Source organism: Thalassobaculum sp. OXR-137, assembly GCF_034377285.1.
Taxonomy (GTDB): domain Bacteria; phylum Pseudomonadota; class Alphaproteobacteria; order Thalassobaculales; family Thalassobaculaceae; genus Thalassobaculum.
Genome location: NZ_CP139715.1, coordinates 2,627,414 through 2,644,268, shown reverse-complemented (window position 1 = coordinate 2,644,268; position 16,855 = coordinate 2,627,414). Strand labels below are relative to the sequence as shown.

Sequence of the window (16,855 nt, the reverse complement as noted above, 5' to 3'; positions counted from 1 at the left end):
TCATGACATCGGTCACTTCCTCGACCGCTTTCACGCCCCCGTGGAAGACGGTTACCGCGTCCGAATACGCCCATATCACCCGCGACCGGTACGCGGATGCCGAACGCCTGACCCTCGACAGCGGCGCCCAGGTCGCCGTCTCGGGGCACGCCTACGACAATACCGGCAACATGATGCGGCTGGACGGCGACGCCGCCCAAAGCCTGATGAGCATGGTCTCCAAGCTGCGCGCCGGCTCGTCCCAGGATTTCGTCGCCAACCAGAGCATGATGCAGAACGCCTCCGCCGAACCGCTGGCGACCATGACCCTGCCAGAAGACGGTTTCTACCGCGTGGAACCCGACGCTTTCGGCGAGCAGCCTATCCATTCCATGGCCCACTGGCGCTTCGTCGATCTGGCCGAAGCGCCGGATCTGGGCGGCGGGCTGAGGTCCCTCACCACCTCCGATCAGACCGCGATGGACCGCATGGAGCAGATGCTCTCCGCCGAGAAAGAGCTGAAGGAGATCTATGGCGACGACATCAAGGTCGCCTATGACAGCGTCGCCGACGAGATGGTCATGCTGACGCCGGACGATCCCGCCTATGACAAGGTCAAGACCGGCAAGCAGGCCCTGGACGACCTACGCCTCGACCTGTTCAACGGCAACTCTCAGCTGGACCGGACCTGGGCGAAGGAATTCCTCAAGCAGTTCTGGTAATTTTTGCCCAGTTAATCAGGCAATAAGTGCCGACCGCCTTACCCCGCAGCCGGATTCGGCTGCGGATTTTCTTCGCCCGTCTCCTCTTCCGGCTCCCAGCGCGGATCGAGTTCGGCGGCGACCGGCGTGGTGCGGGAGACCGACACCCACGGCCCCTGTTCCTCGACCGGCAGGGCCGGACGCTGCTTCATGCGCCACAGGGTGAACAGGGCGATCGACCCGGCGGTCAGCGCGCCGAAGCCGTAATAGCCCCAGTTGCCGACCCACTCCATCGCCGAGGTGGCGGCGATCGGCCCGGCCACGGCGCCGATCCCGAAGGCGAGCAGCAGCCCGGCGCTGGCCGCTACCAGATCGGTCGACTCCACGTAGTCGTTGGTATGGGCGATGGCGAGCGAATACACGGTCATGCAGAGCCCGCCATACAGCCCCGCCATGGTCACGTAGACCCAGAAGCCGGGGAACGGCAGAAAGGCCAGCAGCAGCCCCAGCGCGGTGGCGAGCACCAGCGTGACGGCGATCACCGTGCGCCGGTCCATCAGGTCGGAGAGCTTGCCCACCGGCCACTGCATGACCAGGCCGCCGCCCAGGACGGCGGAGACGAAGATCGCCACCTCCGGCACGGTGAAGCCGATGGCGGTGGCGAAGACCGACGACGCGCCGAACAGCGCGCCGCTCAGGATGCCGCTGCCGAAACTGGCGACCATGCCGAGCGGCGAGACCCGATACAGTTGCCGGAAGCTGAGGGCCGAGCGGGCGACGCTGGAGGCCGGGGCCGACCGGGACAGGGTCAGCGGCACCAGGGCCAGGCTGAACAGGATCGAGACCAGGGCGTAGAGGATGAAACTGGACGGCGGCGCCAGGTTCAGCAGGAACTGGGCGCCGGTCATCGCCAGGTACTGGCAGACCATGTAGACCGAGAGCAGCGAGCCGCGCTGCTCGTTGCTGGTCGCCCCGTTCAGCCAGGATTCCGCCACCATGTAGGCGCCGGCCACGCAGACCCCGTAGATCACCCGCAGGGCGAACCAATAGACCGGATCGACATAGAAGGCGTGGGAGATCGACGCCGCCGACATGATCGACACCAGGGCGGCGAAGGTTCGGACATGGCCGACCTGCTCGATGATCCGCGGCACGGCGAGGCAGCCCAGCACCATCCCGACGAAATAGCCGGACATCACGAAGCCGGCGACCTGGGAGGAGATCTCCGGCTCCATGCCCAGCCGCACGCCCAGCAGCGACGAGAACATGCCGTTCGCCACCTGCAGCAGGATCACGCTCAGCAGCAGGGCGACGACGGCGGGGGACAGGGCGGGCATGGGCGTGGCCTTTCCGGGTGGGCCGCGTCGGTGGGCGGGTCGGGAGCGGGCGGAACGGCCGATCCTCGACCGGAACTGGGCCGCCCGTGTACCAGCAGGCGGTGTCTGTCCTTATGGCGGGTAGCATGGACCGGTGACAGCCGCTCTCTCAGGAGCGACAGATCCGGCGGAATCGGACGGGTTTGCCGGGGCGGCGCTTGCCCTCGCCCGTGCGGCGCGCTATGTGCCCGGGATGCGCTGGAGATCCCCCCTTGCCGGCCTGGTGATCATCGCCGGGCTCGTGCTGTACGTCATCGCCGTGGTGAGCCTCGCCGATTTCGTGCCGGACCATATTCTGGCCGAGACGGTCTATTACTTAGTGGCCGGGATCGTCTGGATCTGGCCGGCGGTTTCCGTCATCGGCTGGGCCCGGCGCGATGAGGGCTCGGACGTCGGCTAAGGGTTTCGGCTTCACTTCCCCTCACCACCCATTCCCCGGATTTATTCCGGGGCAAGCGTCGATGGCGTGCGTGTTTGTCGGGTAATGAAGCGAGTTGCTGTCTCGCCCCGGAATAAATCCGGGGAGTGGCGAAAGGTGGCGAGATTGGTGAAACGCCCCTAAAGCGCCTCCACCATCCCTTCCAGATCGGCCGCGCTCAGCCATTCGTCGTTGCTGTCGCTGGCGTAGCGGAACTCGGGGTCGACCGGTTTCGCCCCGGCCTTGGTCCAGATCGCCCGCGGCCCGTCGGTGAAGGCCGGCAGAATGATGTAGCGGTCGTCGATCTCCACCGTGGTGCGGGCGTCGTCCTCCGGCACCATGACCTCGTGCAGCTTCTCGCCCGGGCGGATGCCGACCACCTTGTGCGGGAGGCCGGGGCCCAGGCACGACGCCACATCGACGATCTTCATGGACGCGATCTTCGGCACGAAGATCTCCCCGCCCTTCATCATCTCCAGGCTGCTGAGCACGAAATTCACGCCCTGCTGCAGGGTGATCCAGAACCGGGTCATCCGGTCGTCGGTGATCGGCAGATGGTCCTTCCTGTCAGCGATGAGCTGCTTGAAGAACGGGATCACGCTGCCGCGCGAGCCGATCACATTGCCGTAGCGCACGACCGAGAAGATGCAGCCGCCGGCCCCCGACAGGTTGTTGGCGGCGATGAAGATCTTGTCCGAGGCAAGCTTGGTCGCGCCGTACAGGTTGATCGGGTTGGCCGCCTTGTCGGTGGACAGCGCGATCACCCGCTTCACCTTGCTGCGGATCGCCGCTTTGACGATGTTCTCCGCACCGTGGATGTTGGTCATCACGCATTCGAACGGGTTGTACTCGGCCGTCGGCACATGCTTGATCGCGGCGGCGTGGATCACGTAGTCCACGTCGCGCATGGCCATTTCCAGCCGGTCCACATCGCGCACATCGCCGAGGAAGTAGCGCATCTCGGGATACTTCTCGACGGGGATCTCCAGCCCCATCTCGTACTGCTTCTGCTCGTCGCGGGAGAAGACGATGCAGCGCTTCGTCTTGAAGTTGGCCAGCACCGTCCGGATGAACTGCTTGCCGAAAGACCCGGTCCCGCCGGTGACCAGCACCGTCTTGCCGTTCAGGTCGATGAAGTTCTGATCGAACTGCCGCATGCGGCCCTCCCGCCTCGATCCCGCGCCTATCCCCTTATCAGGAAGCGCGAATCACCCCGTATTGTCCCGCTCAGCGGCGCCCGCGGCAAGCTGGGCATCACCCGGCAGCACCACCGTTGCCGAGGGACCGGCTCAGGGCTGCCACCACGCGCCCCACATCCTCGTCCGCCATGGCCGGAAACAGCGGCAGCGACAGGCAGCGTTCGTAGTAGCGGTCGGCCCCGGCGAGCGCGGGGGTCGGGGCGGTCTCGCGGAAATAGGGCTGGCGGTGGACCGGGAAGTAGTGGACCTGGGTCCCGATCCCCTCGTCCCGCAGCCGCCGCATCACCGTGCCCCGGTCGGTGTCGAGGGCGGCGAAATCGATCAGCGCCACCGACAGGTGCCAGGCCGGATCGCAGCCGGGGGCGGTCGGCAGGGCCCGCACATGCGGCCCGCAGCGGCCCAGCGCCGTCTCGTACAGCCCGCGCAGGTGGCGGCGGCGGTCGACGAAGCCGGACAGCCGGCCGATCTGCGAGAGGCCCAGTGCGGCGTGGATGTCGGAAAGGCGGTAGTTATACCCCGGCTCCGGCATCTCGTAGTACCAGGGGTTCGGCTCGCCCGCCGCGTCGAAAGCGGCCTCGCGGTCAGTGAAGCGGGCCGGGTCGCGGACCATCCCGTGGTTGCGGTGGCGGCGCATCCGTTCGTCCAGCACCGGATCTCGGGTGCACAGCACCCCGCCCTCGCCGCTCGCCACCGTCTTCACCGGGTGGGTCGAGAACATGGCGATGGCCGAATGGGTGCAGGCGCCGACCGTCTCGCCGCCGTTCGCGGCGCCCAGCGCGTGGCAGGCATCCTCGACGATCGGGATCTCCGGAAAGGCCTGCGCCAGGGCGGCCACGTCCACGCAATGTCCGTTCAGATGGACCGCGACGATGGCCTTGACCCGATCCCGGCCCGCCCGCTCCACGGCTTCCGAGATCGCCGCCAGGGTGGTCAGGCCGGTATCCGGATCGACATCGGCAAAGACCGGCTCCGCCCCCACATAGACCGCGCAGTTGGCGCTGGCGAGGAAGGTCACCGTCGGCACGATCACCACGTCCCCCGGCCCGACCCCCAGCGCCATCATCGCCAGATGCAGCCCCGCCGTCCCGCTGGAACAGGCGACCGCATAGAGCGCGTTCACGGCGGCGGCAAAGGCCGCTTCGAAGGCATCGACCGTCGGACCCGTGGTCAGGAAGTCGCCGCGCAGCACCTCCGCCACCGCCGCGATATCGGCTTCGTCGATGCATTGACGGCCATAGGGCAGGAACGGGGGCGGAACGCTCATCCGGTCATTGCTCGCGCTGGTTATTGTTCCCGCAGGGCGGTCTCCAGGGACCGGGTCAGCGGGGAAATCAGGTAGTCGAGCAGAGTCTGGTCGCCGGTGGAAATGATCACCATCGCCGGCATGCCGGGGACGAGTTCCACATCGTTCTGCCGCATCATCTCCTCGCTCAACCGGACGCGGGCCTCGTAGTAGGGCTGGGTGCCTTCCGCCGACTGCATCACGTCGGGGGAGATGTCGATCACCCGGCCGTCGATCGGCTTGGCGGTGCGCTGGCTGTACGAGGTCAGCCGCACGGTCGCCGGAGCACCGATCTGGACCACGTCGATATCCGTCGGCTGAAGCTGGGCGCGGACGATCAGTTCGTCATCGTCCGGCGCGATGTTCAGCAGCGGCTCGGCCGGACCGATCACCCCGCCCACCGTGTGGAAGCGCAGTCCGTAGACCTTGCCGCCGATCGGCGCGCGCACGGTGTTGCGGGCGATGGAATCGTCGGCGGAGACGAGCTGCTCGCGCAGGTCCCGAAGCTGGGTCTGGGTCTCGCGCAGGTCGGTCTCGATCTCGGCGCGGTTCTGTTCCTGGACGGTGAGGCGCTGGTATTCGGTCTCCGCGATCGTCTGCTCGGCCCGGGCCATCAGCGCCTCGCGGTTGTCGATGGAGCCCTGCAGGGCGGCCTGCTCCCGCTCCAGGGCCAGCAGGCGCGGCTTGCGCTCCAGCCCTTTGTTGAAGAGCTCGCGCACACCCTTGATCTCTTCCTCGATGATCTGGAGCTGGCGCGCGTCGGACCGCTGCTGGGCGCGCAGGGCGACGATCTCCTCTCGGCTCTTCGCGACCCGCTTGTCGAGCAGGCCCTGCTGGCCCTGGTAGGCCGCGCGGCGGCCGTCGAACAGACGGCTTTCGCCGTCCATGATCGACTGCACATAGGGGTCGTCGGCCAGGCGCTTCAGATCGTCGGGATAGCTCACCACGGCCGTCTCGTCGCGCTCGGCGATCAGCCGCGCCTCCTGCCCCTTGAGCGCCAGGACGCGCTGGAAGAGCCGGCCCTGATCGACCGAGGCCCGCGTACCTTCCAGCACCATCAGGACGTCGCCTTCCTTGACGGTGTCGCCTTCCTGGACCCGGATCTCCTTGATGATGCCGCCTTCCAGGTGCTGGACGACCTTCTGGCTGCCCGCGACCTGAACCTGGCCCATCGCGATCGCCCCGGACCCGAGCGGTGCGAAGCCGGCCCAGACGCCGAACACCCCGAAGAACAGGAACAGGATGGCGTAGCCGATCCACAGGACCTTGCGCCAGGCCATCGGATTGCGGTCGGGTTCGTGGGCCAGCGGGTCTTGCCACCGGGTCAGGTCCCTCGATTCCTCGCTACGCACCATCGCCATGACGTCGCTCCTCGCTCAGTCCTTGGTCGGATCGGCCGAAATGGCTCGAACGCTCTGCACCTGCAGGGAGGTCGCCCGCGCCTTGTAGGGCGACGGCGGCCGGACCACCGCCCCACGGCCGCGCGGTCCCTTCGGGGCGTCCGGATCGGCGTCCTCCGGAGTCGGCGGCTCCAGGATCTCGCCCGGCCCCCGGGCATTCTGGCTCGCCGCCCTCGGCGTTTCCTGCGGGCGCTCGATCTCCGGTCCGGCGGAGGCGTCCACCGTCGGCTCCATCGCACGGCGGTCGGGCTCGGCCGGTCGGGCGCGCTGATCCCGGTTGTCGGCGATCTGCGGCGCCGGCCCCTCGATGCCGGGACGCCGGGCCTGCTGCAGGAAGGACAGGGTCTCGTCGCGCGGACCGAAGCGCTGCACCGTGCCGCCGTTGAGCACCAGGATCTTGTCCATCAGCGCCAGGGTGGAGGGCCGGTGGGTGATCAGGATCACCGTGACGTTCGCCGCCTTCAGCGCCTTGAGCGCCTGCACCAGCGCATCGTCGCCCTGGCTGTCCAGGTTGGCGTTGGGCTCGTCCAGCACGACGACCCGGGGATCGCCGTAAAGCGCCCGGGCCAGGGCCACCCGCTGGCGCTGGCCGCCGGACAGGAGCTGTCCGCCCCACCCGATCTCGGTGTCGTAGCCGTCCGGCAGGCGCAGGATCAGATCGTGCAGCCCGGCCATCTTGGCCGCCCGGACCACCGCTTCCGGATCCGGATTCTCCTGCAGCCGGCCGATATTCTGCGCCACGGTGCCGGAGAACAGCTCCACGTCCTGCGGCATGTAGCCCATATGCTGGCCGAGCGCCTCGTTGTCCCAGGAATAGATGTCGGCGCCATCCAGGCGGACCGAACCGACCGTCGGCCGCTGTACCCCGACCAGCAGCCGCGCCAGCGTCGACTTGCCGGCGGCCGACGGGCCGACGATGCCCAGCGTCTCGCCCGGTTCGACCTCGAACTGGATGCGCTGCAGGATCGGCTTGGCCAGCCCCGGGGGCTGGTAGAACAGGTTTTCCGCCGTGATCTGGCCTTCCGGATCCGGCAGCCGCATCCGCTCGGGCTGGGCTTGGGCGTTCAGCAGCGTCTCCTCGATCTGCTTGTAGGCGCCGAACGCCTCGACCATGCCGCGGGCCTGGGCCACGCCCTGCTCGATCGGCTGCAGCGCCCGGCCGAGGATCAGCACGCTGGCGATCATCATGCCGCCGGTCATCGGCGTGTGCGGATCGATGATCTGGGTCGCGGCCACCGTCATGATCAGCATCTGGATCAGCATACGGGCCGATTTGGACACGGCCAGGAACATGGCCGCCCGGTCGCTCGCCTTGCTCTGCAGGGCCAGCACGGTCTCGTTCTCGGTCAGATAGCGGCGGATCACCGACTGACGCATGCCCATGCTCTCCACCACAGAGGCATTGCGCACGGCGGCGTCGGCGGCGGCATAGGCCCGGTTGGAATAGGCCTGCGCCTCGTTCAGGGCGGGACGGGTCAGGTGGTCGTTGGTCAGCCCCAGCGCCAGCATCACCAGCGCGCCCCCCACGGCGGCGAAGCCCATCGGCGCGTTCAGATACAGGATCAGCAGCAGGAAGATCGGAACCCACGGTATGTCGAGCACGGTCAGCATCGCCGGGCCGGTCAGGAAGTTCCGCAGGACCGACAACTGGCGCAGCGCATTGCTGTTCGCCGTCTTCGACCGATCCAGGGCCTCGGCGACCGCAGCCGACAGCAGCAGCGGTGCGATCCGCCGGTCGATCCAGCGCGAGATGCGCACGAAGGCGAAGGACCGGACACTGTCCAGCGCGGCCTGCACGCCCAGCGCGATGGCGGCGATCATCAGCAGCAGGAACAGCGTGGATTCGCTGCGGCTCGCCAGAACGCGGTCGAACACCTGGAACATGAACAGCGGCATCGTCAACATCAGCAGGTTGACGAAGAAACTGAACACGCCGCAGGCCACGAAGGCCGTGTAGCAGGCCTTCAGCAGATTATGGACCGAAACGGGTTCTGGCTTGTTCATCGCGGCACCGATCTATCCGGCCTCAAAGAGGCGGGGGCATAACCGCCCAACAGAGTACCGCCGGTCGCCCCAGGGTAGTAGGGGCACGAATTCACTTAATCTTCGGTAAACTTCGCAAGATCGATGTCGCCGTGGCGGAACGGGATCCAGTACTTCGTCTCGCTATTGTACTGAATGCCGTAGATGTTCGTGCAGAAGACCTTCAGCGGCGGGGTGGTGGCGCCGGCCTCGGTCTCGGTGCGGGACGCATCGACCAGAGCGGAAGCCTTGAACTTCTCCCACGCGGCAGCAACGTCGCTTCGATCCGCCTCGGGAAGGTCGTTGATCTCCATGGCGAGATCCCAGGTCTTCTCCAGGTCGTTCCAAAGATCGTCGAGATACTTACCCATCGTGTCGTCCGCTATCGCTATGGTGCCCGCATCGGCATACGAACCGATTTGACTATTCCGGCTTATAGCCAAACCGGCGCATTCATTAAAAGGGAATTGTCATCCCCACGGGCGTCCCGGAGTGTGTTACGAAACGGGAATTGTTGCAAATCCTCAGTCTCCCGACGGAGACGGGAAGCCTAGTGTCCGGATAGCCGATGCCCACGACGACAGACGCCCCCCTCGATGACAAGGACAGCGGGGCAACCTCCGCACCGGACGCGCGACCGCAGACCGCCCTGCTCGTCCTGGGCATGCACCGCAGCGGCACCTCCGCCCTGACCCGCGTGGTCAACCTGCTGGGCGTCGAGCTCGGCACCGACCTGATGGAAGCGGCCGAGGGCAACAACGACCGTGGATTCTGGGAGCATCAGGGCGTCGTCACCCGTCACGACCGGCTGCTGGCCGATCTGGGCATGCGCTGGGACGATCCGCGCGCCATGCCGGAGGGCTGGCTGGATCATCCGGTAACGCGCGCGGCGCGCAAGGATCTGGAGGCCATCCTCGACGCCGAGTTCTCCGACGCCGCCCTGTGGGGGGTGAAGGACCCCCGCATGTGCCGCCTGCTGCCGCTGTGGCGCCAGATGCTGGCGGACCGGGGCGTCCAGGTGACGGTCCTGCACATGCTCCGCCATCCGCTGGAGATCGCCCGCTCCCTGGAGCGCCGCGACGCCATGCCCCGGGGCCGGGCCCTGATGCTGTGGCTGCGCCATCAGATCGAGGCGCTGACCTGCAGCGAGGGTATCCCGCAATCCTGGGCCAGCTTCGATCGGCTCATGGCCGGTTGGCGGGGGGAGATGGAGCGGGTCGACGGCGACCTGCATCTCGGATTTGCGAACCGCATAGGGGATGCCGCGTCCGAGATCGACGGATTCCTCGATGTCGGTCTGCGCCACCACGCCCTGGACGACGACATCCTGAAGACCGAGCCGGCCCTGGCGGCCTGGGTCGGCCGCATCTACGACGCCGTCCGGATGGCCGATACCGGCGACCGCGATACGGCGCTTGCACTGGTTAGGGAGGTTCAGGTCGAGATCGACCGGGCATCCTACTATTTCGACGACACCTTCGCCGACTGGGCCGGAATCGAACTGCGCCTGCGCGAAGAGATCGACCAGCGCGACAACCGGATCCGCCTCCTGGACGACAGCGTGCGCGAACGCGACGGCCGGGTGGCGGAGCGGGACCTGCGGGTCGCCGAGCGCGAGCGGGTCATCGACGACCGCGACCGCACGATCGGCGCCCTGGAAGAGACCATCGAGTCCCTGCGCGGCACCATCGACGACCTCCGCGACGACGTCTCGGACCTGCAGAGCGAGGTGAAGACCCGGGACGGCCATATCCACAACCTGGCCATGGCCCGCGCCGATCTGCAGAACCATATCGGCGCGCTGGAGGCTTCCACGTCGTGGCGCGTCACCGCGCCGCTGCGCAAGGCGGGCAACCTCGCCCGCCGTGCCCGCCGGGTGACCCACACGCTGAGACCGGGCGAGCTGTTCCGGGCGAAGCATATCGACGGCGACGTCTGGGAAGCCACCGACACCTTCTGCGTCATGGTCCTGCAGTCCGATCGGGTTCGGATGCCGACCGGTTGGGTCGAGCTGACCTATGCCATCAAGGCCGATCGGATGGCGGCGCCGTCGCTGTTCGCCGATACCGGCGCCGGAACGGCGGAGATCGACCGCAAGCGGCTGCCGGTCACCAGCGGCGAGACCGTCACCTGCTTCGTGCGCCTGCCCGACGACGTAAAGGGTCTTCGGCTCGACCCGATCAGCTGGAAGGGCCGGTTCGAGATGGGGCCGATCCGGGCACGGGAGATCACCCGGGCGGAACTGCTTCGGGTCCTGGCGACCAATGCCTATGCCCAGGAAGGCGTGCGCCCCATCGTCGGCAACCTGCGCCGAGGCGGTGTGCAGGGGCTGAAGGAATACCTGATCAAGAAGCTGCCGAAGCCGATCGAGACCTACGACGACTGGCGCGACCTGTTCTATGCGCTGACGGATAGCGACCGGGCCGCCATCCGCGCCCATGTTGCGCGCATGGAGACGAAACCTGTCTTCTCCATCGTCATGCCGACCTACGAGACGCCGCCCGCCCTGCTGGAAAAGGCGGTGGAGAGCGTGAAGGCCCAGCTCTACGACGCGTGGGAACTGTGCATCGCCGATGACGGCTCGAAAAGCCCGGAAACCCGGAAGATGCTGGAGCGCTACGCCGCCGAGGATCCGCGCATCAAGGTCGTCTTCCGCGAGACCAACGGGCACATCTCAGCTGCCAGCAACTCGGCGCTGGAGGTGGCGACCGGCGAGTGGATGGCCCTGCTCGACCATGACGACGAGCTGACGGAGGATGCCCTGTACTGGATGGCGGCCAGCCTGGAGGCCGATCCGGACGCCGACATCCTGTATTCCGACGAGGACAAGATCGACGAGGAGGGGCGGATCTCCGACCCCTACTTCAAGCCGGACTGGTCGCCGGAGCTGTTCCTGTCGCAGAACATGATCAACCACCTGGGCGTCTACCGCCGGTCGCTGGTCGAGAAGGCCGGCCGGTTCCGCGAGGGCTTCGAGGGCAGCCAGGACTACGACATGGCCCTGCGCGTGCTGGAGCAGACCAGCGTCGAGCGGGTCCGCCACATCCCCGCCGTGCTGTACCATTGGCGTATGGTCGCCGGCAGCGTGGCGCTGGGCACCGGCGAGAAGACCTACCCCTACGAGCGGGCGCGCAAGGCGATCGCCGAGCACCTGGAGCGCAGCGGCGTGAAGGCCGAGGTGGTCGCCGGCCGCGACGGACTGAGCCACCGGGTCGTCCCGGCCCTGCCCGCCCGCAAGCCGCATGTCACCATCCTCGTGCCCACCCGCGACCGGGTCGACATGATGCGCATGGTGGTCACCGGGCTGCTGGAGAAGACCGGTTATCCGAACTGGGACCTGATCGTCGTCGACAACGGCTCGCAGAAGGCGGAGACGCTGGAATACTTCGCCGAGATCCAGAAGGACGAGCGGATCGCGGTCCTGCGAGACGACGAGCCGTTCAACTTCTCCCGTCTGAACAACCGGGCCGCCGAGCTGGCCAAGGGTCCGCTGCTGCTCCTGTTGAACAACGACATCGAGCCGATCGATGACGGCTGGCTGGAAGAGATGGTGCGGCAGCTCCAGCGGCCGGGCGTCGGCGCCGTCGGGGCAAAGCTCTACTACCCGAACGACACCGTGCAGCATGTCGGCGTGACTACCGGCATCGGCGGCGTGGCCGGGCATTTCGACAAGCACCTGCCGCGCGAGGCGCCCGGATACTTCAACCGCGCCCAGCTGATTCACAACGTCAGCGCCACCACCGCCGCCTGCCTGCTGACCACTAAGAAGATCTACGAGCAGATCGGCGGCATGAATGAGAAGGAACTCAAAGTGGCGTTCAACGACGTGGATTTCTGCCTGAAGATCCGCGCCGCCGGCCATCGCATCGTGCTGACGCCCTATGCCGAGCTGTATCACCACGAGTCGGTGTCGCGCGGCCATGAGGACACCGACGAGAAGCGCGACCGCTTCCGTGGCGAGATGATGTGGATGCGCGACAAGTGGGGCGATGCGCTGGACGCCGACCCCTATTTCAACCCTAACCTGAGCCTGGATCAGGAAACGCCGACCTATGCCATCCCGCCGCGGGTGCCCAAGCCCTGGGAGTCGACGGAGCAGGACAAAGGAGAGTCCTGACCGCACGACGATCGGGACTTTCCGGGCACGCTGGTCGGTTCCCCCTATGCGTGGCTTCCGATAGACTCCTATCCAACCTATCATTCTGCGGTCGGGGCGGTTCCGGTCGCGCTCGAACGGGAGGATCGCATGGCGAGTCTCATCGAACCCGCCAGCCGGATCCTGGACGTGCACGATCAAGAGCTCGGATCGGGCGTCCGCTCCGTCGGCCTCCTGCTCATCAAGCCCTCCCACTATGACGACGACGGGTTCGTCATCCAGTGGTGGCGCTCGTTCATGATTTCGAACGTCCTGATCGTCGTCGACGGCCTGTTCGCCGAGGCGGCGGATCGATGGGCTCTCGGCCCGGACATTCGGATCGAAACCCGGCGCATCGACGAGATGAGCAACCGGCTGCGGCCCGACGAGCTGATGCGCTGGCTCGACGGTTTCGACCGCTGCGCCGTGATGATGGTGGGCGTGCAGACCAATCAGTTCCCCCGGGCCGTTGATATCGCCCGGCCGTTCCGAGAAGCCGGATATCCGGTGATCATCGGCGGCTTCCATGTCAGTGGCGTGCTGGCCATGGTGCCGGAATGGGAGGGCGCCTTTCCGGGTGTCAAGGAACTGGGCATCAGCCTCTTCGCCGGTGAGCTGGAAGCGGGGGTGGACGCCCTGCTGCGCGACATCCGGGACGGCGCCGTCAAGCCGCTCTACAACAATCTCACCCAGGTAGCGGATCTCAGCAAAGCGCCGGCCCTGATCGCCGCGCCGGATGTGGCGGCCAGAACCCTGGACAATTTCCACGGCATGGAAGTCGGCCGCGGCTGCCCCTTCATCTGCAGCTTCTGCACGATCATCAACGTCCATGGCCATGCGATGCGCTGCCGGTCGCCGGAAGCGATCGAGACGTATCTGCGGGGCGTCGCCGCCGTCGGCGGCCATTCCATCCTGATCAGCGACGACAATTTCGCCCGCAGCCCGATCTGGCGGGAGGTCACCGAGATCCTCATCCGCCTCTCGCGGGAGCTGGACTGGGAGTGGGACGTGCTCGTGCAGGTCGACACTCTGGCGAGCCGAATCCCGGGCTTCGTGGAGGCCTGCCGCGAGGCGGGGGTGAAGCGGATCTTCCTCGGTATGGAGTCCGTGCGCGAGGACAACCTGAAGGCCGCGGCCAAGGGCCAGAACAAGCTCCATCTGATGCGCGACATGGTGCTGACGTGGAAGCGCGCCGGGATCATGATCTACGCTGGCGTGATCATCGGCTTTCCCAACGACACGCCGGAGCGGGTCCGCGAGGACATCCGTTTTCTGCAGGACGAGATCCCCGTCGACATCGTCACCTTCTTCGCCCTCTCTCCCCTGCCGGGATCGAAGGACCATCAGCTCATGCTGCGCGGGGGCGTGCCGATCGACGAGGATCTCAACGCCTTCGACACCATTCACGTCATCACCGATCACCCGCTGATGACGCGCACGGAATGGCAGGCGCTGTTCCAGGAGAGCTGGCGGCAATACTACACGTTAAGGCACATGTGGACGGTGGTCGGACGGGGCCTCTACTACGGGCTGTCCATGAAGAACCTGTGCAGCACCTTCGCCGCGGGCTACGGCTCCGCCGTCATCGAAGGGGTTCACCCGCTCGATTACGGCGCCATCCGCCAATACGACGCCCCGTCACGGCGCCCCGGATATCCGGCATTGCCGAGACCTGTCCACGAGGTGCGCTACACGGCCAAGTCCCTGCTCGGCGCGGCGAGCGCGCTGATGCTGGTCTATATCGCCTTCGCCATGGCCGGCATTCTGTCGCTTGCCCGGCCGTTCGGGCTGCTGAAGCGCTTCTCCCTCGATGACCGGGTGGCCGCACCGGTTCCGGGCGCGGCCGTCGAACCCGCCCAGCAGACCGCGGCGGAATAGCCGCCGCGGACCTGCAACTGCGCGTCAGCGTCGGTCGGCGCTGCGGGTGTAGAGCACACCCATGCTGTCCGACAGGGTGATCGGTCCGCCGATATAGTCGCCGCCGATCGGCGGCGTGCGCAGGGCGACGTTCCAGCCGTCCCCTTCCAGCCCCTTGATCGGCAAGGTCAGCGGATCGAAGTTCTCCATCGCCCCGCCTTCCAGATGGGCGATGGCGTAGACCTGCTCGCCGTCCGGACCGTGGCGCAGGGTGCCGAACAGGACCCGGCCGTCGACCGGCTCGCGATACTCGTAGACGTCCTCCGGTCGCAGGTTGTCCCGCAGCCACGGCCGGGCGTGGCGGAACGCGCGGAGCCCCAGGTTGAATGCGGTCTGGCTCTCGCTCAGCGCCGCCTCGTAGCCCGACACGTTGCAGTAGTCGTGCATGTCGTCCATCCAGGCTCGGGCGATCTGCTTCAGGATCGGCACGGTGAACGGCGCCGGTCCGGCCAGCGGCGGATCGACCTCGTTCAGCAGCTTGGCGATCACGTCCAGGTCGTAGCCGGTGACCTCGACCAGGGCCGGCAGGAACTCCATGAACCGAACCAGGCTGTCCCGGTCCTCGAAGCCCATGGCCTTGAGCCGGCGGAACGCCATCGGCACCGAGTAGGAATAGTTGTCGACCTGCCATTTCAGCGAGATCGCCTCCTCGGCCACCACCTTCACGCCGTACTGGTCGTCCTGGTTGCGGATGAAGCCCCAGCTCGCCCGCGCCGAGGCATTCAGGAAGTCCATCGGCACGCCGGGAAACACGCCGTAGGTGATCAGCGAAACGGCCGGGTTGTCGTAGGCCTTGTCCAGGATCTCCATCCGCGTGTCGCCCAGGCGGGTGTTCACGTTGAGCTTGGGATTGATCTGGGTGCCCCGGCGCAGGGTGTCGTGGTTGGCGCAGCCCGAGATCCAGTGCGCCCCATGTTCCATGATCTCGCGGATCCGCCACCACTTGGACAGCCAGAACGTATAGAGGAACGGCGTGTTGTGGGCGAAGGTGAGCGGACCCCACTGGAACACGTCGTCGTCGCGCTGGGCGTCGATCACCGCGCGGTAGGTGGACGACAGCTCCCAGTCCTCCTGCGGCCAGGGCCGGCCGTCCTCGAACACGAACCACGGCCGGTAGCGGCGCCCCGCCACCTCCTGCACCACGTCGGACATGGACTGCAGGTACTCGTCGTCGTGCTCCACCCGCTCGGTGTTGCTGTCCCAGAAGGTGAAGTCCTGAGCGCCGTCGACGCGGATGCCGTCGGCGCCGAAATCGGCCTTGCGGCGCTGCATCTCCAGCAGCACGGCCCGGACGATGCCGTTCCGGTAGTTTATGTTCTGCCCGTACATGTTCGGGCCGGCGAAGTAGTGGTGGTTCAACGCCCGCAGGCCCTGATTGTCGCTGTGGCCGAAGACCACGTCGAACACCAGCTTCTTCGGCCCGCTCGGAAAGGTGTGGAGCACGGCGGCAAGGTCGACCAGCTCATCCGGGCGGCCGGTCTCCAGGATCGCCGGGTTGACGGCGCCCATGCCGGCGATCACCACGTCGTAGCCCCAGTTCGTGGTATTGGGGCGGTGCAGCTCGACGGTCACGCTCTCGTCGTCGGCATCGTCGTCGGACAGTTCTTCCCAGAAGTCCGGTCCGGTCTCGAACACCGTCGTCGGCTCCACGGGGAGCAGTTGGACGCCGTCATACCCCAGGAAAATGCGGTCGGCCGGCTCGACCGGCAGCTTCATGCGCACCCGCTCGGCCAGATGCTCGTAGCGCCGGGTAAGGCTGGCCAACGTGCCGCCGGCGGTCGCCGTGGCCACGTGGATCTGCAGGATGTTCACCGGCGGGCCCAGCTTGACCGGATCCCCCTCGGGGAGGTTGGCGAAATACTCCTTGTCCCGGCGCTCCGCCTGCATCGCCGCCACGTCGTAGTATTCGGCCGGCGCGAAGGCGCCGAACGGCAGGGAGGCGGCCAGGGGGTCCAGAATGCGGTGCCAGCCCTCGTCGTCGCGCCAGGCGAGCGCATAGAACGAGCCGATCTCGTCGCGGGTCCCGGCGCGCATGCCCTCGACGGCGGCGAAACAGAACGCCTCGCAGCGGCCGATCGGCACGAGCTGGCGGCTCATGCGCAGCGTCTGGCGCGAGACCGTCAGGTCGACCGGCTCTTCCGGCTCCAGCACTTCCAGAAAGATGTCGCCGTCCGGCACACGGCGGTCGAGCAGTTCCGGCGCCCAGAACCCGACTTCGCAGAGACCGTCGCGTTTATGCGCTCCCAGACCGCGGGCAATCTGAAGACCGGCGTCGAAATGGGTGGCCGAGGTGTCGAGCGCATTTCGGCACCAATCCACCAGTTCCTTTGTCCGTTCTTCGTTCTGAGTGACCGCGGTCGTCATCGCGTTTCCTTCCTATTCAAAGTGGTAAGGATGCCCCGCTGGACCCGCATAGTGCTAACCGG

At 66.9% G+C, this 16,855-nt stretch carries 11 protein-coding genes; 4 read left to right on the top strand and 7 right to left on the bottom strand.

From position 1 onward, the window contains the following. Positions 1–2 precede the first annotated feature (2 nt). The gene (locus tag T8K17_RS12465) at positions 3–701 is read left to right on the top strand and encodes a hypothetical protein (RefSeq protein ID WP_322334829.1); all 699 of its coding nucleotides are present in this window, start codon (positions 3–5) and stop codon (positions 699–701) included. Positions 702–739: 38 nt separating this feature from the next. Here the strand turns inward: T8K17_RS12465 and T8K17_RS12460 are convergent, their stop codons facing one another. After that, complete coding sequence (locus T8K17_RS12460; RefSeq protein ID WP_322334828.1) at positions 740–2,017, bottom strand: MFS transporter; 1,278 nt, start codon at positions 2,015–2,017, stop codon at positions 740–742. 232 nt (positions 2,018–2,249) lie between these two features. Here T8K17_RS12460 and T8K17_RS12455 point away from each other — a divergent pair, with 232 nt between their 5' ends. After that, complete coding sequence (locus tag T8K17_RS12455) at positions 2,250–2,456, top strand: DUF2842 domain-containing protein (protein WP_322334827.1); 207 nt, start codon at positions 2,250–2,252, stop codon at positions 2,454–2,456. A gap of 158 nt (positions 2,457–2,614) precedes the next feature. Here the strand turns inward: T8K17_RS12455 and pseB are convergent, their stop codons facing one another. The 5 genes from pseB to T8K17_RS12430 all read right to left on the bottom strand — a co-directional run bounded on the left by pseB (position 2,615) and on the right by T8K17_RS12430 (position 8,748). Beyond that, positions 2,615–3,631 (bottom strand): UDP-N-acetylglucosamine 4,6-dehydratase (inverting), encoded by a 1,017-nt coding sequence (pseB, locus tag T8K17_RS12450; RefSeq protein ID WP_322334826.1) that lies wholly within the window; start codon positions 3,629–3,631, stop codon positions 2,615–2,617. 97 nt (positions 3,632–3,728) lie between these two features. After that, on the bottom strand, positions 3,729–4,937 hold the full coding sequence (gene pseC, locus T8K17_RS12445) for a UDP-4-amino-4,6-dideoxy-N-acetyl-beta-L-altrosamine transaminase (RefSeq protein WP_322334825.1): 1,209 nt from the start codon (positions 4,935–4,937) through the stop codon (positions 3,729–3,731). A 20-nt stretch (positions 4,938–4,957) separates the two neighbouring features. Then, entirely contained in the window at positions 4,958–6,316 is a 1,359-nt protein-coding gene (locus T8K17_RS12440; RefSeq protein WP_322334824.1) for an HlyD family type I secretion periplasmic adaptor subunit, read from the bottom strand. 15 nt (positions 6,317–6,331) lie between these two features. Continuing rightward, positions 6,332–8,359 carry a type I secretion system permease/ATPase gene (locus T8K17_RS12435; protein ID WP_322334823.1) on the bottom strand — a complete coding sequence of 676 codons (2,028 nt, stop codon included), beginning with the start codon at positions 8,357–8,359 and terminating at the stop codon, positions 6,332–6,334. A gap of 95 nt (positions 8,360–8,454) precedes the next feature. Next, complete coding sequence (locus T8K17_RS12430) at positions 8,455–8,748, bottom strand: hypothetical protein (RefSeq protein ID WP_322334822.1); 294 nt, start codon at positions 8,746–8,748, stop codon at positions 8,455–8,457. 197 nt (positions 8,749–8,945) lie between these two features. Between T8K17_RS12430 and T8K17_RS12425 the strand changes: the two genes are divergently transcribed. Together T8K17_RS12425 and T8K17_RS12420 are read left to right on the top strand one after the other, a co-directional pair. Beyond that, positions 8,946–12,494: a glycosyltransferase gene (locus T8K17_RS12425; protein WP_322334821.1), complete on the top strand. Its 3,549-nt coding sequence runs from the start codon at positions 8,946–8,948 to the stop codon at positions 12,492–12,494. Between the two features lie 129 nt (positions 12,495–12,623). After that, positions 12,624–14,390 carry a radical SAM protein gene (locus tag T8K17_RS12420; RefSeq protein WP_322334820.1) on the top strand — a complete coding sequence of 589 codons (1,767 nt, stop codon included), beginning with the start codon at positions 12,624–12,626 and terminating at the stop codon, positions 14,388–14,390. A gap of 24 nt (positions 14,391–14,414) precedes the next feature. Here the strand turns inward: T8K17_RS12420 and gghA are convergent, their stop codons facing one another. Next, the gene (gene gghA / locus T8K17_RS12415; RefSeq protein WP_322334819.1) at positions 14,415–16,793 is read right to left on the bottom strand and encodes a glucosylglycerol hydrolase; all 2,379 of its coding nucleotides are present in this window, start codon (positions 16,791–16,793) and stop codon (positions 14,415–14,417) included. Positions 16,794–16,855 lie beyond the last annotated feature (62 nt).